Here is an 18,682-nt window from a genome sequence, read left to right on the forward strand (position 1 = left end):
CAGAGTAGTGACGCCCCCGGCCGGGGCTGTGGCCGGGGGCGTCAACCGAGCCAGTGGCTCACAGCACGCATTCGGCCTCGTCGTACCGCTCGTGCGGCACCGTCTTCAGCCGCTCCACCGCCTCGGCCAGCGGTACCAGGGTGATCCGGGTGCCGCGCAGCGCCGTCATCATCCCGAAGGCGCCCGCGTGCGCCGCCTCCACCGCGTGCCAGCCGAACCGGGTGGCGAGGACGCGGTCATAGGCGGTGGGGGTGCCGCCGCGCTGCACATGGCCCAGGATGACCGGGCGGGCCTCCTTCTCCAGCCGCCGCTCCAGCTCACCGGCCAGCTGACGGGCCACTCCGGCGAACCGCTCATGCCCATAGACATCGGTGCCGCCGGTCTCGAAGGCCATGGAGCCCTGGCGCGGCTTGGCGCCCTCGGCCGCCACCACAATGGCGAACCGCTTGCCGGCCTCGAAGCGCTTGCCCACGATGGCGGTCAACTCATCGATGTCAAAGGGGCGTTCGGGCACAACGATGGCATGCGCGCCGGCGGCCATGCCGGAGTGCAGGGCGATCCAGCCGGTGTGCCGGCCCATCACCTCGACGATCAGCACCCGCTGGTGCGATTCGGCGGTGGTCTTCAGCCGGTCCAGGGCCTCGGTGGCCACTCCCACGGCGGTGTCGAAGCCAAAGGTGACATCGGTGGACGCTATGTCGTTGTCGATGGTCTTGGGTACGCCCACGATGGGCAGACCGGCGTCGGACAGCAGCCGGGCGGCCTTGAGGGTGCCCTCGCCGCCGATCGGGATCACCGCGTCGATGCCCAGCTCGGCGATATGGTCCCTGGCCTGCCGCACACCGTCCCGCAGCTGCTCGGGCCGTACCCGGGAGGAGCCCAGAATGGTGCCGCCGGCGGCCAGGATGCCGGCCACCGCCTCCAGGTCGAGCGGGCGGTGATCGCCTTCCAGCAGACCACGCCAGCCGTCGCGGAAGCCGATGACCTCGTCGCCATGGTCGACGACCGCGCGGTGCACGACGGAGCGGATGACGGCATTGAGCCCGGGGCAGTCGCCGCCGGAGGTGAGCACACCGATGCGCATAACAGGGAAACCTTCACAACAGGGCCTGCTACCGGACCCCGTCGTCCGGCCGGATCCCCGCCACCCTACTAAGGGCAGGGCGGCGGGGGAGCCGGGCGTCCGTCAGGCGGACTGCGTGGCGGCGGCGATCCGCTCGTTGCGCAGCGCCTCGTACCAGCGGTCGTCCACCGGCGGCAGCGCGTTGACATCCAGCGCCAGCTTCAGCAGCAGGTCGGCGATGTGCGGGTTGCGCGCCATCACCGGGCCGTGCATATAGGTGCCGAAGACGGTGTCGTTGAACGCGCCCTCGGTGCCGTCGCCGGTGCCGTTGCCCTTGCCGTAGCGGACCCGGGCGAAGGGGCGGGCGGTCGGGCCGAGGTGGGTGACGCCCTGGTGGTTCTCGAAGCCGGTCAGCGGGGGCAGGCCCAGCTGGGGGTCGATGTCGGCCAGTACGTCACCGACACAGCGCTCGCCCTCGCCCCGGGTGCTGACCACATCCAGCAGGCCCAGGCCCTGCTCCCGCTGGCCCAGGTCGTTGATGAACTCATGGCCCAGGATCTGGTAGCCGGCGCAGACCGAGAAGACGATGGCGCCATTGGCCACCGCCCGGTTCAGCCCGCCGTCCCGGCGCAGCCGCTCGGCGGCCAGCCGCTGCGGACGGTCCTCGCCGCCGCCGATCAGGTAGATGTCCCCGGAGGTGGGGATCTGCTGGTCGGAGCGGACGTCCAGGCGCTGGACGTCCAGGCGGCGCTGGTGCGCCCGCCGCTCCAGGACCAGGACGTTGCCCTGGTCGCCATAGGTGCTGAGCAGGTCCGGGTAGACCCACACCACACGCAGACTGTTCTGGCTCATGCTCGTGATTCTCCTGAGCTTCAGTTGCCGACGCGGCGGCGGAGGTCCTGGAACGCGGTGTAGTTGGCGATGACCTCGATCCGCCCGGGCGGCGCGGCCTGCACGGCCTCGTCCACGGTCTCGCACACCCGGAAGTCCAGGCCCGCGACCTCCAGGCGGACCGCCAGGTCCAGCCGGCGGTCACCGATGACGAAGATCGGGTGCCCGGCCAGCCGCGGGTAGTCCACGTCCCACAGCCAGGAGGTGTCGGTGCCGTCCGCGCCCCGGGCGTTGACCGACAGCAGCACCGGCGCGGGCGGGCCGTCGATCAGCGAGAAGGTCTCCAGCCAGCCGGCCGGGTTCTTGGCCAGCAGCAGCCGCAGCTCGCGGCCCATGAAGTTCACCACGTCATAGCGGCCGGCGACCGCCTGGACCTGGTACATCCGCTCCAGTGCCACCTGCGGCGGCACCCCGAAAGTGGCGGCGACCGCGGCCGAGGTGGTGGCGTTGGCCTTGTTGGCCCGGCCCGGCAGCTGCAGATGGATCGGCCAGGCCGAGCCATGCGGGTCCAGCACATAGTCGCCGGACAGCGCCCAGCTGGGGGTGGGCCGGCGGAAACCGCAGTCACCGCAGAACCAGTCGTCGCCCGGCCGCTGCAGCACACCGCCGCAGGACGGGCAGGACCAGGCGTCGTCCTTCCATTCCTGGCCGGCCGCCACCCACACCACATTGGGCGAGGAGGAGGCGGCCCACACGATCAGTGGGTCGTCCGCGTTGGCGATCACCACGGCCTTGGTGCCGGTGAGCCCCTCCCGCCACTTCTCGGCCAGCATCCGGGTCTCCGCCGCCCGGTCCAGCTGGTCACGGGAGAGGTTGAGCAGCGCTATGGCCTTGGGCGAAACGTCCCGGGCGACCATGGCCAGGTACTTCTCATCCACCTCGATCACGCCGTAGCGGGCGTCCGAGCCGCCGGCCAGGGCGGAGGTGATGCCCGCGGGCATGTTCGCGCCCAGTGCGTTGGACACCACCGGGCCGCTGGCGCGCAGCGCCTCGGCGATCAGCCGGGTCGTGGTCGTCTTGCCGTTGGTGGCCGAGACCAGGACCACGTCCAGGTGGGTCGCCAGCCGGGCCAGCAGATCGGGGTCGAGCTTGAGGGCTACCTTGCCACCGATCACCGATCCGCTGCCGCGCCCCGCGGCCCGCGAGACCGCCGCGGCTGCCTTGCCGGCCGTTACGGCCAGCTTGGCGCGCGGCGACAGCGGCCCAGTGTTGCCTGCCATCGTCCTAGATCCTCCTTGCATCCGGCGCCGAGCCTGTCCTGGTCCGTACGCTGGAACGCCCCCCCTCCGCGCCGAATCGCCAGCCAGGAGGCTTCGGTCTGGGCTCAGCCTATCGAGGTCCGGCCGTGGGCCCGAACCTGCCGTCGGCTCAACGTAGGGTTGCGCGTATGCGCAAACGCTCGATTCCCGGTGGTTCCGGACCTGTACAGCCGGTCCGGCTGCTGGGAGATTCCGTGCTGGGCACGCCCTGTGCGGAGGTCACCGCCTTCGACGATTCCCTCGCCGCACTGGTGGAATCGATGTTCGCCAGCATGTACGCGGCCCATGGCGTGGGCCTTGCCGCCAATCAGATCGGCGTCGGGCTGCGGGTGTTCGTCTATGACTGCCCGGACGACGAGGACCGCCGGCACCTGGGCCATCTGGTCAACCCCCGCCTGGTGCACACCGGCGGGGTGCGGGTGCGCGGACCGGAGGGCTGTCTGTCGCTGCCGGGCATCGAGGCGGGCACCGAGCGCTTCGACGAGGCCGTGGTGGAGGGCTTCACCCTGGACGGCAGCCCGGTGCGGGTCAGCGGCACCGGGTTCTTCGCCCGCTGTCTGCAGCATGAGTGCGACCACCTGGACGGCGGCCTGTTCACCGACCGGCTGACCGGGCTGCGGCGGCGCCGGGCGCTGCGGGCGGCGCGGCGCGCGCCCTGGGCGGAGCGCTCCGTACGTCCCTGAAAGGGTGAGCGCCGTGCCGGTGCGCGCGGGCCGTCAGAACCCGGGACCGCCCGCCAGGTCGCCGGAGACGGCCAGCCGCCCCCACAGCAGGTCGGCCAGGTGGCTGACCAACTGGCCGCGCGGGCAGGGGCGTTCGCGCAGCCACCAGTCGCCCGCGGCGTGCATCATGCCGACGATGCCATGGCCCCAGACGCGGGCCAGCTCGGCCCCGTCCGGTCCCAGATCGACCCGCTCGGCTATCACCACCGCCAGCTCCTCGCCCATCCTGCGCAGCAGTGGGGCGGAGTGGCGGCCCACGTCGAAGCTCTGCTCGGCCGGCTGGCCCTCATCGGCCGGGTGCATCAGGAAGCGGTAGACCTGGGGCCGGGCCTCGATGGCGGCCAGATAGGTGTCCAGGGTCTTCTCAACTCGCTCGCGCCGCCCGGTCGGTGCGTCCAGGGCGGCCCGCAGCCCCGACAGCAGGGCGTCGGTGTGCCGCACCGCCAGGGCCCGGTAGAGGCCGCCCTTGTCGCCGAAGTGCCGGTAGAGGATGGGCTTGGTGATGCCCGCCTCGGCGGCGATGGCGTTCATCGACGCACCGGGCCCGTCCCGGAGCACCACCCGGTCCGCGGCCTCCAGCAGTTCTCTGCGCCGCCGTTGGGTCGCCCGCTGCTGGTCTTCCCGGTGACTGGTCTCCATCCGGTGCCTCCCCGCCCCTGTTTCCTTGCCCTGTTGTTCACTCAACGCCAACGCAAAGTAACACCCGGCCGACGGGCAGCAGTCCATGGGGCCGGGGGAGTTGACATGACCTACTGACCAGTAACACACTCCCGTTACCGCAAGTAAGTGGGGCCGGGAGGGCAGATGACACAATTCGCGCTCGATCTCAACGACGACCAGAAGGCCGTCCGCGACTGGATCCACGGCTTCGCCGCCGACGTCATGCGCCCCGCGGCCGCCGAGTGGGACGAGCGCGAGGAATTTCCCTGGCCGGTGGTCCAGGAGGCGGCCAAAATCGGCCTGTATTCGCTGGACTTCTACGCCCAGCAGTTCTTCGATCCCACCGGGCTGGGCGTCCCGATGACCCTGGAGGAGCTCTTCTGGGGCGACGCGGGCCTGGGGCTGGCCATCGCCGGCACCGGTCTGGCCGCGGTGGGCGTCCTCACCAATGGCACGGACGAACAGATCGGCACCTGGATCCCGCAGATGTACGGCGACGCCGGCGATGTGAAGGTGGCCGCCTTCTGCTCCTCCGAACCCGACGCCGGGTCGGACGTCTCCGCCATGCGCACCCGGGCCGTCTACGACCAGGCCAAGGACGAATGGGTGCTCAACGGCACCAAGACCTGGGCCACCAACGGCGGCATAGCCAATGTCCATGTGGTGGTGGCCGTGGTGGAACCGGGCCTGGGCGCCCGGGGCCACGCCTCCTTCATCATCCCGCCGGGCACCCCCGGTCTGTCCCAGGGCCAGAAGTTCAAGAAGCACGGCATCCGCGCCTCGCACACCGCGGAGGTGGTGCTGGAGGATGTGCGCGTCCCCGGCCACTGCCTGCTGGGCGGCAAGGAGAAGCTGGACGAGCGGCTGGCCCGCGCCCGCGAGGGCGCCGGCGGCCAGGGCTCCCGGGGCGGCCGGGGCGGCAACGCCGCCATGGCCACCTTCGAGGCATCCCGCCCCGCGGTCGGCGCCCAGGCGGTGGGCATCGCCCGGGCCGCGTACGAGGTCGCCCTGGACTACGCCAGGACCCGCGTCCAGTTCGGCCGCCCCATCATCGACAACCAGGGCGTCGCCTTCCAGCTCGCCGATATGCGCACCCGCATCGACGCGGCCCGCCTGCTGGTCTGGCGCGCCTCCTGGATGGCCACCACGGGCAAGCCGTTCACCGCCGCGGAGGGCTCCATGTCCAAGCTCTTCGCCGGCGAGACCGCCAAGTCCGTGACCGCCCAGGCGATGCAGATCCTCGGCGGCAACGGTTACACCCGCGAATACCCGGTGGAGCGGATGCACCGGGACGCGGCCATCTACACCATCTTCGAGGGCACCAGCGAGATCCAGCGGCTGGTGATCGCGAGGACGGTGTCGGGAATGCCGATCCGCTGACCGCCCCGGCGGATCAGGCTCCGTGGAATGCCCGCCAGGCTGAAGCGGCGGCCACCGAGCCCGCCGAGGGCGGGGATACTCCGTCGCATACGGGACACGTTCGCTCCTCTTGCCTGCTGTTGCTTCATGGGTGCCCTGGCGCGGTCATATGGGGGTTTGGCGCCGGGGCACACCCAGAAGCTATGCGGAGGCAGGGCCGGCCTTCTTGAAGAAATGCGCGGCCCGGCGTGGTGGCGAATCGCACTTGCCGATCCGGGCCGCGGTGGCCCAAGGTGGTGCCTGTCACCGGCGTGATCAGCGGTCGTTCAACCGGCCCTGCGACGGGGCCGGTTCCCGTCGACGGCGCCCGGCCCCCGTCGCATTCCAGTGCTGGCGCCCCTGCCTGTCCGGTGGACCATGCATGCCTGGCATTCCTGATGCGAATTGACCTGCCCGGGGGGCGTTGTGCGCACAATGAGGGTTTTGACGGCGGCCGTGCTCGCCGCGATGAGTCTGTCCTTTCCGGCCTTTGCCGCGGATGCCAAGGACGATACGGCCACATACACCGTCTGGGAATGGAACGTGGCCGGCGACGCCATGAACCACAACTCGGCCACCAATGGAATGGTCAGCGCGGCCGCCAAGTCGATCCGCAACCGCGACGCCGACTTTGTCGCGCTCAATGAGCTGTGCGCCGGCCAGTTCCGGGCGCTGGAGGACAACCTCCGGAACGCCGGCTGGCCGGTGGACGACACCAACTTCGCGCGCTTCGAGGGTGCTTACCCCGCGGGGCACTCGGTGTGCGGCGGTGAGGAGGAGGGCATCGCGATCTTCAGTAAGCGGCCCCTGGGCCCCGCGGACCGGTTCACGCTTCCCGACGACGGCAAGCGGGAGAAGCGCAAGCTTCTGTGCGCGGCCCTCCAGGACAGTCCGCATATGAGGTTCTGCGCCACGCATCTGACCTATGTGGACGAATACCGGAAGAGCCAGGCCGACTTTGTCCGCGACCGGCTGGAGGATTACCACGCCAAGGGCGACACGGCCATTGTCGCGGGCGACTTCAATATGCAGCCCAACTGGGGCCGGCTGGACGACTTCTATTCGGCCGGTGTGAACACGCCCAACAACGACCGCAATACCGGGCATTACCATGAGCTGGACGACAACGACCCGGCCCACTGCGCCGGTTACGGGGAGCCGACGGTCAGCAAGGCCGATCCCAGTGACGCCGGTCCCTGTGGCACCGGAGCGAAGATTGACTTCATCTTCGTCCGCGAGGACAAGATCGCGGGCCCGTACTCGGCCGAGTCCCTCGCCCCCAACACCCAGTGCGGGGGCGCGCTCTGCTCCGATCACCGCGTGCTGGCCGGCTCCGTCACGGTCTCCGTCGACAATTAGGGAAGCTCCACCGACAGATGCCCCGAGAGTGAGCCCAGGAAGCCGGCGGCGTCGAACATCTCGCCCGGTGCGGCGATTCCAGCCACCCGGGACCGTCCGTCGAGCATGCGCTGGACGGCCTCGACCGCCAGCGGCGCGCTGACCGCGTAGATGTCCTGGCCCCGGGCCACCGCGCGGCGTTCCCGGCCGCCCGCGCGCACCACCGCCTCCACCAGGAAGGTCTGCGCCGAGCGGCCCCGGTCGTCCACCGCCCGGGGCAGCGGAGCCTCGGGGTCCAGCACCTCCCTGATCGCGTCAACCGTCATACAGCTATGGATGGCTGGGACCTTCAGATGGCGTGGCACGGTGATGCTGTCGGCCGTGGTGCACTCCATCAGCACGGTCTGCTCGCCGACCGGCGGCGGGAAGGACCAGCGGCCGGTGGGGGCCTCTCCGGTGCGGTACCGCAGGCCGCCGTCGGTGTGCACCGGGCGGCGGCCGTCGCGGCGCTGCCGGGAGACCCGGGAGGAGGCCCGGGTGCCGGAGGTGGGGCGCCAGTCGCTCAACGCATAGGCCAGGCACACCTCATCGGCCGCCGCCCAGTCGCCCGCCGCCGCGGTGACCAGCAGATCGCCCAGCCCGCCGAAGAAGGCCATGGCGGGGACGACCGGGCACCGGGCGGCCGCCGCCCGGTCCGCGAAGGCGGCGAAGGTGTCGGCGGCGGCCTCCACTTCGCCCGTCACATCCACATAGGGGATGCCGGCGCGCAGCGCCGCCTCCAGCACGGGGGCGGCCGTCATGGCGAAGGGGCCCGCGCAGTTGATCACGGCGGCGGCGCCGGACAGGGCCCGGTCGAGGGCGGCGGGGTCGTCCGCCGACGCCGGCCGTGCCTCACATCCCGGGTGGCGGGCGGCGAAGGCGGCGAGCCGGCCGGCGTCCCGGCCGACGAGCAACGGTGTCAGGCCCCGGTCCAGCAGCTCGGCCACCACAAAGCGCCCGGTGTGTCCATAGGCACCGAAAACGGTCACCGTCCGGCTGGTGTTCATCGGTTCTCCCGCGGTGTGCGAATGATCTCTCTGGTGGACATCGTGCCCGGGGGCGGGCGGCGGCCACGAGTGTCGGGAGTGCCATGACCCGTACAGTTTCCGACATGAACACTGTCGCGCTGGCCGTCACCGACGGGGTGCCGCATTTTGAACTCGCCGCCCCCTTCGAGGTGTTCGGGAGTGATTGGTCCCATCTGGCCGACCCCTGGTATGAGTTCACCCTGTGCGGCCCGGCCGGAGCGCGGGTCGAAGGCGGATGGCTCCGGCTGGAGCCCGGCCAGGGGCTCGAGTGGCTGGCGGCGGCGCATACGGTGATCGTCCCCGCCTGTGCGGACATCGACCGGGAGCCGCCCGCCGAGCTGGTGGCGGCGGTGCGCGCGGCCCACCGGGCCGGTGCGCGGGTGGTCTCGCTGTGCACAGGGGCCTTTGTGCTGGCCGCGGCCGGCCTGCTGGACGGGCGCCGGGCCACCACCCACTGGGCGCATGCCGCGGCGCTGGCCGCCCGCTACCCCGCGGTGCGGGTCGATCCGGATGTGCTCTATGTGGACGAGGGCAGGGTGCTGACCTCGGCCGGCAAGGCCGCCGCGATGGACCTGTGTCTGCACCTGGTCCGGCTGGACCATGGATCGGCGGTGGCAAACGACCTCGCCCGGCGGCTGGTCGTCCCGCCCCACCGGCCGGGCGGCCAGGCGCAGTTCGTCACCACCCCGGTGCCCGAGCCCCGCGCCCACGCGCTGTCCACCCTGCTGCCCTGGGCGCTGGAGCGGCTGGACCGGTCCCTCACCGTGGAGGACCTGGCCCGGCAGGCGCATATGAGCTCCCGCAATCTGGCCCGGCACTTCACCGCGGTCACCGGCACCACCCCGCTGCGCTGGCTGCAGACCCAGCGGATCCACCGGGCCCAGGAGCTGCTGGAGACCACCGATGACAGTGTGGAGTCCATCGCCGCGGCCACCGGCATGGGCACCGCGGCCTCTCTGCGCCGGCATTTCAACCGGACGGTCGGGGTACCGCCGGACGCCTACCGGCGGACCTTCCGGGGCGTCGCCTGACGGGTCACGACGCGCAACTCACCCGTTCACGGCCGCAGATGGGCCAGCAGCTCATCCCCGGCGGGGTAGGGCCGCTCCTCGGGCAGCAGCCGTGCCGCCCCCGCCAGGTCGCCCGCGCGCACCAGCGCGTGCACCTCGGCGGCCAGCGGGGTGACATCGCGGATGGCGACCGTCCACTGGTCCGCATAGCGGGCCGCGGCCTCGCCGGACAGGCCCAGTTGCAGGGAGCGATGGGGCAGCGGCCGCAGGTGCGGATCGCGCTCGGGGTCCCACTGGACCCGGGCGGGGGAGCGCCGCAGCTCCGCCTTCCATGCGTCCCGGGAGGGGTGCAGCGCGGGCTCGTAGTGCGACAGGCAGGCGCGGCGGAGCGCCCACTCGAAGCCCTCCCGGCTGATCTCGACGGCCAGCACCGTCTGCTGCCCCTCCTTGGTGCCCCAGCCGCAGCGGTACATCATCCAGAGGAAGGACGGCTTGATCCAGGTCATCCGGTCCCGCTTCCAGGCGGCGGGGAAGCGGCCGTCGCGGGCCGCGGGCAGGCCGATCTCGGGGGCGTAGGCCTGGTAGACGGTGACGGTCGAGGGGGTGTGCAGGGCGCGTATGCGGTGTTTCGGTTGTTCCACGTGACCAGGGTGGGGCAGGTTACCGGTGTTGGGCCACTGATTTGTGCCGCTTGGCGAAGTCCGCAGTCATTTCAAGGTCCTTCTGCTTCCATGACGGCCGACCATCGTCCACCGGCTTGGAGAGGTCAGAACCCCTCATGGCACAAAAGAATCTGTCCCGTCGTCGTCTGCTCGGCCGGGCCGTGCTGGGCGCGGCCGCGCTCGCCGGAGCGAGTACCCTGAGCGCCCTGCCCGAGGCCGTGGCCCAACAGCGGTCGCGAAGCGGCTCGTTCGTCCCCGCCGTGGTGGTGGGCACCGGATATGGCGCGGCGGTCAGCGCGCTGCGGCTGGGGGAGGCGGGCGTGCCCACCCTGGTGCTGGAGATGGGGCGGTTATGGAACGCTCCGGGCCCGGACGGGCAGGTCTTCTGTCCGATGCTCTGCCCGGACCGGCGCTCCAGCTGGTTCCGCACCCGCACCCAGGCGCCGCTGTCCACCTTTCTGTGGCTGGATGTGGTCAACCGGAACATAGAGCGGTACCCGGGGGTGCTGGACCGGGTGGACTACGACCATATGTCGGTGTACGTCGGACGGGGCGTGGGCGGTGGCTCGCTGGTCAACGGCGGTATGGCCGTGGTGCCCAGACGCGAGTACCTCCGGCAGGTGCTGCCCCGGGTCGACTCTGCGCAGATGTACGGGCGTTACTTCCCGCGCGCCAACACCATGCTCCGGGTGAACCAGGTGGACCGGGACTGGTTCGAGTCCACCGAGTGGTACCGCTTCGCCCGGGTCTCCCGGGAACAGGCGGGCCGGGCGGGGCTGCGCACGGTGTTCATCCCCAATGTCTATGACTTCGGGTATATGCGCCGCGAGGCGGACGGGCAGGTGCCCCGGTCCGCGCTGGCCGGGGAGGTGATCTATGGCAACAACCATGGCAAGTCCAGCCTGGACAAGACCTATCTGGCCGCCGCCCTGGGCACCGGCAAGGTCACCATCGAGACCCTGCACCAGGTCAGAGCCATCCATCGGCAGCGGGACGGCAGTTATGTGCTGACGGTGGATCAGATGGACGAACGGGGCGCGGTGCTGCGGCGGAAGGAGATCGGCTGCCGCCATCTCTTCCTGGGCGCCGGCAGCCTGGGCTCCACCGAACTGCTGCTGCGCGCCCGGGAGACCGGCGCCCTGCCGGACCTCAGTGGCGAGATCGGTGCCGGCTGGGGCCCCAATGGGAATGTGATGACCGCGCGGGCCAACCACCTCTGGCATCCCACCGGGGCCAGCCAGTCGTGCATCCCGGTGCTGGGCATCGACGACTGGGACAACCCGGACAACCCGGTGTTCGCGGAGATCGCCCCGCTGCCCGCCGGCCTGGAGACCTGGGCAAGCCTCTACCTGGCCATCACCAGGAACCCGGAGCGCGGCACCCTGGTCTACGACAAGGCCGCCGACCGGGCCAGACTGCGCTGGACACGGGACCAGAACGGCCCCGCGGTGGCCGCCGCCCGGTCGCTCTTCGGCCGGATCAACCGGGCCAATCACACCCACTACCGCTACGACCTGTTCGGCACCCCGCCCAAGGCATTCGCCGATGACTTCTGCTATCACCCGCTGGGCGGCTGTGTGCTGGGCCGGGCCACCGACGACTACGGCCGGGTGCGCGGTTACCCCAACCTCTATGTCAACGACGGTGCGCTGATTCCCGGTTCGGTGGGTGTCAACCCCTTTGTCACCATCACGGCGCTGGCCGAGCGGAACGCGGAGCGGGTGATCGCCCAGGACGTCAGGGCGTGACACCGGTCGCACCAGGTGTGCCGGAGCCCGCGACGGGGCACGGCTGATCTCGCCGTACCCTACGAGCCGTTGGACCCACCCGGAAGGAACGACCGCACGTGACCGACAGGACCGATGACAACGGACTGTGGATTCGCCGCTTCCATCCCAAGGAGGACGGCACCGTCCGCCTGGTCTGTCTGCCGCACGCGGGCGGCTCGGCGAGCTTCTTCTTCCCGCTGTCCAGGGCGATGCCGTCCTGGGTGGATGTGATAGCGGTGCAGTACCCCGGGCGCCAGGACCGCCGGGAGGAGCCGTTCATCGACAGCCTGGACGAGCTGGCCGACCGGGTGTTCCAGGCCCTGCTGCCCTGGTCGGACCGGCCGCTGGCGTTCTTCGGCCACAGCATGGGGGCCACCCTGGCCTTCGAGGTGGCCCGGCGCTTCGAGCGGGAGAAGGACCTGGTGGCCACCGTCCTGTTCGCCTCCGGACGCCGGGCACCGTCCCGGCACCGCGAGGACTCGGTGCACCGCAGGGACGACGAGGGCATCGTCCAGGAGATGCGGGCGCTCAGCGGCACCGATGCCCAGATCCTGGGCGACGAGGAGCTGCTGCGCATGGTTCTGCCGGCCATCCGGGCCGACTACCGCGCGGTGGAGACCTATGCATACCGGCCGGGCGAGCCGCTGCGCTGCCCGGTGGTCGCGCTGACCGGGGACAGTGACTCCCGGGTCACCCTGGACGAGGCCACCGCCTGGGCCGAACACACCACCGGCACCTTTGAGCTGAAGGTCTACCCCGGCGGCCACTTCTTCCCGGCGCAGCACCAGGCGGAGATCAACGGGGAGATCACGGCGCGGCTGGCCCGGGGGTGAGGCGGACACCGGCCCGCCGCCCGTAAAGGCGGCGGGCCGGAGGTCAGCTCGCCTGGACCTCGCTGCGGTCCTGGCCCTCGTGGGAGAGCCAGCTGGTGAAGGACGCCTTGGCCGCGGCCCGGGCCCGGGCGCTGCTGAGCCGGCCGTCCATGCCCAGCACCACCACGGTGGTGCGGCCCCGGGCGTCCCGGACGATGCCCGGGGTGCCCCGGTAGGGAACGCCCTGGCGCTGCCACGGCCCCGGCCGGCCGGAGCCCACCGACAGCCGTACCTGGCCCTTGTCATCACGGCCGGCCAGCACCACGGTGCCGCCCTCCTGCTCCAGCGCCACCCGGCCATAGCCGCCGATGGGCGCGCACTGGGTGGTCAGCTGCCAGCGGCCCTTGTTCTCCAGCCGGTCGGCGATCAGCACCCGGGCCTGGACGGTGCCGGGCTCCCGGGCGGCCAGGCGCATGCCGCCGCCGGACAGCGGGGTCAGGCTCAGCTCGCCGGCGGTGGTGGGCAGCCGGGTGGGATCGGCCGGCTGCGGGGTCTCACCGGGGGCGTCGGACATCCAGTGCAGCACGGTTCTGGTGTCGGCGGCCACCACATGGACGCGGCCCTTGTCGTCCACCGCGGCGTCCAGGCCGTCCAGCACATGCACCGGCTCGTCCGCCCCGGCGAGGTGGTCCCAGTCGGTGAAGTTCTGGCCGTGCTCCCCGGTGCGGAACATGATCCCGCCCGCCCAGTCCCGGGCGAAGAGGTGCACGGTGCCCTTGGGGTCCACCACCGCCACCGGGTAGCCGACCTCCATCGACCGCTCCGGGTCGGACTCCGGGGAGCCCAGCGACTCCCAGGGGCCGAAGGCCGGGGTCCGGCCGGGAGCCGTCCTGGCGTCCTGCCGGGCGGTGACGATCTCCCGGCGGTGGTCCTGGTCCCGTACGGGCAGCACGGTGCGCACCGAGAACAGCTGGAGCGTGCCGTCGGAGTGCCGCACCGCCTGGACCTGGCCCTCCAGCATGGCGCCGCCGATCTTGGCCGGCTTGGACCAGACACCGCTGCCGGCCGAGCTCTCCGTCCAGCACTGCACCGCGCCGTCCAGCAGCGCGAAGGCGGCCAGCCGGCCGTCGGGCAGCGGCTGCACCCAGTGCTGGGTGCCCGGCGCCCGGTGGCGGCAGTTGTTGGACCAGCGCACATCCTTGGACCGGGCGCCGACCTTGCGGTCGCCGCAGCCGGCGGGATCGCCGCAGTCCTTGCCGCTGGACCAGCCGTAGGTGTCCAGGATCTTGACCTTGTGCGCGGTGGTCGCCGTGTCCAGATTGGTGGGCAGCAGCGAGACCTCGTAGCCGAGGTAGCTCTCCACGGCGGTGGGGCGGGAGTGCCGGCGGCCCCAGTACTCGGCCAGCGCCGCCTGGATGAAGAAGGCGGAGGTGGTGTGGTCCTGGTGGTCGTAGTGGGACAGCCCGCGCAGCACCGGGGGAACGTCCGGGTAGGGCTGCTGCTGTGCCCGGTGGGTGGGGTTGGGGTCCAGGGTGCGCACCACGGTCGGCTGGTAGCGCTCCAGGATGGCCACCAGGGACTCGATCACCTGCTGGCGCTGGTAGTGGAACTGGCGTCGCACCGGGCTGGCGGTGGGGATCAGGGTGGGCAGCGTCTGGGTGGCGCCCAGCCACAGCCCGCGCAGGCTCTCGGCGCGGGGCGTCTTGATGAACCGCGCCTCCACCAGCTCCATGAAGATCAACTGGACCTGGGGGGCGGCCCGCAGGGTGTGCAGCTCGACCTGGAAGCCCTTGAGGAAGCTGGTGGCCTCCACCTTCCAGGGGCTGAGCCAGTCACCGGTGGCCATCTGGGCGGTCGCCTCGCGCAGGCCGTTGATCCTGGCCCGGACGAACTCAGGGCGCCGCTCGGGCATCTGCGGGTAACCGGGCGTCTGCGCCAGGGCGTTGCGGCCGTCGGACTCGCCACCGGTCAGGCAGACGGTGACGGTGGGGGCGCCGCTGCGGATGGACTGCTCCAGCTCCGGGTTCATAAAGTAGAGCGAGTCATCGGGGTGCGCGATCACCTGGAGGAAGGACTCCGAGGTCACCGCCTTGGCGGGCTGCGCCGGGAACTCCGTGTGATGCTTCTTGGCCGGGCCCGGAGTCAGCCACTCCCAGGCGCCCACCGCGGCGGACCCCATGACCAGACCTCCGCCGGTGTACTGGAGCATGCGTCGCCGAGATATCCGCCCGGGCACAGGGGACCCCCCATTTCCTGCGCCGACAGAGCGCGGTAGTGCAAACAATGCAAACAACAAGTAAGAGCTGGGGCAAAGTTCAATGAACCGCCCCGCAGTCGAAGCGGTACGATCCTACGACTCCGGCTCCGCGGTTTTCCGTCGGTCGTGTAACAGCCGTACGTCGGCGAAACATAGATTGCGATGCGATTGGGCAACGCGGGCCGCGGTGCGGCCTCAGTTGGCGGCGTTGGGGTCGTGATCGCCGAGAATCCGCTGGTACAGGTAGTGGTCCCGCCATTCGCCGTCGATGTGCAGATAGCGCGGTGCGGTGCCGATCAGCTCGAAACCGGCCTTGGCCAGTACCCGTTGGGAAGCGGTGTTGGACAGTACGGTGCCCGCCTCCACCCGGTGCAGGAGCAGCTGCTCATGGGCGGCCCGGCAGGCGGCGCGCACCGCGGCGGTGCCCAGGCCCTGGCCGGCCAGGCCGGCGGCGACCCAGTAGCCGAGATTGGTGCTGTGGAAGGCGCCGCGGACGATGTTGTTGAGGTTGACCACGCCCACGATCCGGCCGTCCTGGTCCGCCAGCACCCAGGGCATCACCCGCCCCGCGCGCCGTAGTTCCAGCAGATCCGTCAGCCGGGCCGCCTGGCCCTCGGCGGTGAAGAAGGACTCCGGCCGGCGGGGTTCCCAGGGCCGCAGATGATCACGGTTGGTGTCATAGGCCCGGGCAAGCGCGGGGGCGTCCTCGACGGTCACCGGGCGCAGCACCACCGAGGGGGTGAGGGCCATGATCATGGTTGACATGGGCCACACCCTAGGGGCTGCGCCGGGAGTTCCGGGGCCGGGGCCGCCGTGCGGTGGGTGCGCACGGCGGCCCCGGCGGGGTTCGCGGGATGGTGTCAGTCCAGTTCCTGGGCCGGTTTGTCCCGGCCGGGGACCTCATCCGGGCCCAGAATGCGCGAATCACCCGGATATGGACGGCGCCAGCCGGTCGACTCATACCAGGCGATCCGGTTCATCTGGGCGGGGTTGACCTCGTCGAGTTCCGGACCGGAGCCGCCGGTGGACTGCCGGGCGCTCCACCGCTGCCACTCAAGTGCCAGCCGCTCCTTGCCATGGGGCACCCCCGGGCCCACCTCGTCGACGGTGCCGGACTTCTTCAGCCCGTAGTCCAGCGGCACTTGGCTGGGCAGCGCGCCGTAGGGCCGGTTGTCCGGGTGGTTGGTGAAGGCGTCGAACATCGGCTCCGCCGCCCGGTCCAGCTGGTTCATCGGCTGGATGCCCAGGATCTGCTCGATGGTGCGCACCACATTGAGCTGGGAGTAGTAGGTGTTCACCACGGACCCCCGGGCATAGGGGGAGGCGATCCACAGCGGTGCCCGGTGTCCGTCGACATGGTCCACCCCGTCCTGGGAGTCGTCCTCCAGCACAAACACCGCCGAGGACTTCCAGAAGCGGCTGTGCGAGAGCGCGTCCACCAGCCGCCCCACCGCCAGGTCGTTGTCGGCCACCATGGCGGTCGGGTACGGGTCCTTGCCGCTGGTGCCGGCCGTGTGGTCCTGGGGCAGGGTCATCAGCGTGAGGGCGGGCAGTTTGCCGGACTTCTCCGCCTGCCGGAAGTGCTGCAGCCAGATGTCGATGCGGTACTGGTCCGGAATGTCGGTGTCAAAGGTGGGGAACTCCGGCTTGTTGACCGCGGTCAGCGAGGGAATGTCCGAGGTGCTCGGATACTTGCCGGTCGGCACCGGCAGCGGGCCGGACTCCTTCCCCTCCAGGATCCGCGACGCCCGGTACCAGTCCGACCAGCTCGGCTCGCCCTTGGACGGCAGCTGAAGATTGACGTACTCGCCGTAGTTCTCCACGCTGCGCCCGGCCCGCCGGGCCGCGTCCCACAGGAACCCGGTGCGCTGGTAGGCCAGCGCGTCGGCGCCCTGCGAGGGGTAGCTGCGGTAGAAGGCGCCGAACTCCTTCTCGATGTAGTCGTTGGCATCGGCCTGGGTCAGCCAGTTGTGGCCGTCCGCGGAGAGCGTGCCCTCGTCATAGAAGTTGTCGAACAGGCCGAACCGCTCGGACAGCGCGTGCTGGTTGGGGGTGACCCGGCGGCCGAACTGGGCCAGCGAGGGGTCGCCGTCCCCCTTGCCCTGGTCGCCGTTCACCTGGTCGTAGGTCCGGTTCTCCTTGATGACCAGGAAGACATGCTCAATGGCGGAGCGCTCGCCCAGATGCGCCGGCACCGGCACCGGCCGGGCCAGCGGATCGGCCAGGTTGCCGCGCCCCAGCAGCTTCTCCCAGTCGTTGTTGACGAACACCCGGTGGGTGAGCCGGCCCAGCTGGGTGCGGCCGGGCGGCCGGAAGGAGGTGAGGGTGCCGGTGTCGCCATAGGTGTTGTGCCCGGTGGCGGGCTTGGTGTCCGGCCCGTCGTGCACGGTGGTGACGGGGCCCCGGGCGCCCACCCCACGGGCGTTGGTGACCAGCACCCGGCGCAGCGCCGGGTCGTACTGGACGGTCACCGGATACCAGTCGGTGGGGATCAGCCCCTCGTAGTGCACCGGGGTGCGCGGACCGCCCCAGTGGTACTGGGCCAGCGCGTTGTCCCGGCCGAGCGAGACCAGCAGGCGGCCGTCGCCGGCCATGGTGATGCCATTGGGGTGGCTGCCGGTCTTGGAGCCGGGCAGCGGGTTGACGTTGAAGGTCTGGGTGACCCGCTGGGCGTGGGTGTCGATCACCGACACCGAGTCGTCGTTGCTGTTGGCCACCAGCAGCGAACTCCCCTGCAGACACAGGGCGGTGGGCTGCAGGCCGACCTTGAGGGTGCGGGTCTGCCGGCCGGTGGCCAGGTCGACCACCGAGACGGTGCCGGTGCTGGCGGCGCCGGTGGTGCGGTCGGCGACCAGCGGGGTGCCGTCGGAGAGGTTGGTGAAGTCCTCCGGAGTGGCCGGCCGGCCGCCCTCGTTGGAGACATAGGCCCGGCCGCCGGCGATGGCCACCTGCCGGGGCGCATTGCCGACCTTGATCTCCTGGACCAGTTTGTCGGTCCTGGTGTCGATCACGCCCAGGGTGTTGCTGCCGTTGAGGGCCACATACAGCCGTGAGCCGTCCGGGGCCAGTGCCATCCCGCCCGGCAGGGCGCTGCCGTGCGGGCCGGTGAGCTTGATCACCACCGGTTTGCCGGCCTTGCCGTCCGGGCCGATGGGGAACCGCACCACATCGGCGGCCTGCGGGAACCACAGGTTCTTGCCGTCGGGGGAGTACAGCGGGCCGTCGGTGCCCGCCGCCCCGTCGCCGAACCGCTTGTCCTTGCCGTCGCCGGTGCCCACCCGCTGGAGGACCTTGCCGGTGCGGGCGTCGAAGACGGTGAGGAATCCGGTGAAGCTCTTCCAGGTCACCGCGGCCACCCGGGCCCCGTCCGGGCTGATGGCACTGGACAGCAGCCGCCCGTTGTCGACCCGGTAGCGGGCGCCATAGGGGCTGATCCGCTGGTTGGACGGGAGCAGGATGCCCTTGGCCGTCTCGGTGCCGTCGACCTTGTCCCTGCCGAAGCCGCCGCCGTGGCCCATGGACCCGGCGGCGGCCGTGGAGGTGAGCGCGGCGGCCATGGCGAGTGCCGCGACGGTGAAACCTCTTCGTCTGCGCAGCTGTCTCATGGCGAGACGGTACGGCCGGTCCGGACGGGTCGATAGTGTCCTGTGGCGTCCTCATGGTGCACAACGGGCAAAGTTTTCGCCCGAGTTGGGCCGATGGGCCGGTGAGCGGCCCACCGGACCACCCCCTACCCGGGTATCACCCGACGGTTGGCCCCGCGGGGTGATGCCG

The 18,682-nt window shown here is 71.0% G+C and carries 15 protein-coding genes; 6 read left to right on the forward strand and 9 right to left on the reverse strand.

What is annotated here, in order from left to right:
- Positions 1 to 58 precede the first annotated feature (58 nt).
- From ACIHFE_RS26615 to ACIHFE_RS26625, 3 genes are all read right to left on the reverse strand, one after another.
- Entirely contained in the window at positions 59 to 1,084 is a 1,026-nt protein-coding gene (locus ACIHFE_RS26615; RefSeq protein WP_400110356.1) for a 6-phosphofructokinase, read from the reverse strand.
- 102 nt (positions 1,085 to 1,186) lie between these two features.
- Complete coding sequence (locus ACIHFE_RS26620; RefSeq protein WP_400110358.1) at positions 1,187 to 1,915, reverse strand: type 1 glutamine amidotransferase; 729 nt, start codon at positions 1,913 to 1,915, stop codon at positions 1,187 to 1,189.
- Positions 1,916 to 1,935: 20 nt separating this feature from the next.
- Positions 1,936 to 3,174, reverse strand: a complete 1,239-nt coding sequence (locus ACIHFE_RS26625) for a MurT ligase domain-containing protein (RefSeq protein WP_400110360.1) — start codon at positions 3,172 to 3,174, stop codon at positions 1,936 to 1,938.
- Between the two features lie 167 nt (positions 3,175 to 3,341).
- Between ACIHFE_RS26625 and def the strand changes: the two genes are divergently transcribed.
- Entirely contained in the window at positions 3,342 to 3,896 is a 555-nt protein-coding gene (gene def, locus ACIHFE_RS26630; RefSeq protein WP_400110362.1) for a peptide deformylase, read from the forward strand.
- A 33-nt stretch (positions 3,897 to 3,929) separates the two neighbouring features.
- Here the strand turns inward: def and ACIHFE_RS26635 are convergent, their stop codons facing one another.
- Entirely contained in the window at positions 3,930 to 4,574 is a 645-nt protein-coding gene (locus ACIHFE_RS26635) for a TetR family transcriptional regulator (protein ID WP_400110364.1), read from the reverse strand.
- Positions 4,575 to 4,739: 165 nt separating this feature from the next.
- Here ACIHFE_RS26635 and ACIHFE_RS26640 point away from each other — a divergent pair, with 165 nt between their 5' ends.
- Together ACIHFE_RS26640 and ACIHFE_RS26645 are read left to right on the forward strand one after the other, a co-directional pair.
- Entirely contained in the window at positions 4,740 to 5,975 is a 1,236-nt protein-coding gene (locus tag ACIHFE_RS26640) for an acyl-CoA dehydrogenase family protein (protein ID WP_400110365.1), read from the forward strand.
- Positions 5,976 to 6,428: 453 nt separating this feature from the next.
- Positions 6,429 to 7,352, forward strand: coding sequence for an endonuclease/exonuclease/phosphatase family protein (locus ACIHFE_RS26645; protein ID WP_400110367.1), 924 nt, complete (start codon positions 6,429 to 6,431; stop codon positions 7,350 to 7,352).
- Here the strand turns inward: ACIHFE_RS26645 and ACIHFE_RS26650 are convergent.
- Positions 7,349 to 8,377, reverse strand: a complete 1,029-nt coding sequence (locus tag ACIHFE_RS26650; RefSeq protein ID WP_400110369.1) for a saccharopine dehydrogenase NADP-binding domain-containing protein — start codon at positions 8,375 to 8,377, stop codon at positions 7,349 to 7,351. The two genes, ACIHFE_RS26645 and ACIHFE_RS26650, sit on opposite strands and share 4 nt — an antisense overlap.
- Positions 8,378 to 8,481: 104 nt before the next feature.
- On the opposite strand from ACIHFE_RS26650, the gene ACIHFE_RS26655 reads away from it, so the two are divergent.
- Entirely contained in the window at positions 8,482 to 9,429 is a 948-nt protein-coding gene (locus ACIHFE_RS26655; RefSeq protein ID WP_400110371.1) for a helix-turn-helix domain-containing protein, read from the forward strand.
- A 26-nt stretch (positions 9,430 to 9,455) separates the two neighbouring features.
- Here the strand turns inward: ACIHFE_RS26655 and ACIHFE_RS26660 are convergent, their stop codons facing one another.
- Positions 9,456 to 10,049, reverse strand: a complete 594-nt coding sequence (locus ACIHFE_RS26660) for a DUF4291 domain-containing protein (protein WP_400110373.1) — start codon at positions 10,047 to 10,049, stop codon at positions 9,456 to 9,458.
- 137 nt (positions 10,050 to 10,186) lie between these two features.
- Here ACIHFE_RS26660 and ACIHFE_RS26665 point away from each other — a divergent pair, with 137 nt between their 5' ends.
- Positions 10,187 to 11,818: a GMC oxidoreductase gene (locus ACIHFE_RS26665; protein ID WP_400110374.1), complete on the forward strand. Its 1,632-nt coding sequence runs from the start codon at positions 10,187 to 10,189 to the stop codon at positions 11,816 to 11,818.
- Between the two features lie 98 nt (positions 11,819 to 11,916).
- On the forward strand, positions 11,917 to 12,672 hold the full coding sequence (locus ACIHFE_RS26670) for a thioesterase II family protein (RefSeq protein ID WP_400110376.1): 756 nt from the start codon (positions 11,917 to 11,919) through the stop codon (positions 12,670 to 12,672).
- Between the two features lie 43 nt (positions 12,673 to 12,715).
- Here ACIHFE_RS26670 and ACIHFE_RS26675 read toward each other — a convergent pair whose 3' ends face one another.
- The 3 genes from ACIHFE_RS26675 to ACIHFE_RS26685 form a co-directional block, all read right to left on the reverse strand.
- Complete coding sequence (locus ACIHFE_RS26675) at positions 12,716 to 14,860, reverse strand: PIG-L family deacetylase (protein WP_400110378.1); 2,145 nt, start codon at positions 14,858 to 14,860, stop codon at positions 12,716 to 12,718.
- Positions 14,861 to 15,103: 243 nt separating this feature from the next.
- Positions 15,104 to 15,673 (reverse strand): GNAT family N-acetyltransferase, encoded by a 570-nt coding sequence (locus ACIHFE_RS26680; RefSeq protein ID WP_400110380.1) that lies wholly within the window; start codon positions 15,671 to 15,673, stop codon positions 15,104 to 15,106.
- A gap of 95 nt (positions 15,674 to 15,768) precedes the next feature.
- The gene (locus ACIHFE_RS26685; RefSeq protein ID WP_400110382.1) at positions 15,769 to 18,513 is read right to left on the reverse strand and encodes an alkaline phosphatase family protein; all 2,745 of its coding nucleotides are present in this window, start codon (positions 18,511 to 18,513) and stop codon (positions 15,769 to 15,771) included.
- Positions 18,514 to 18,682: the final 169 nt, after the last annotated feature.

Source organism: Streptomyces sp. NPDC052396 (assembly GCF_044593195.1).
In the GTDB taxonomy this organism is placed as follows: Bacteria; Actinomycetota; Actinomycetes; order Streptomycetales; family Streptomycetaceae; genus Streptomyces.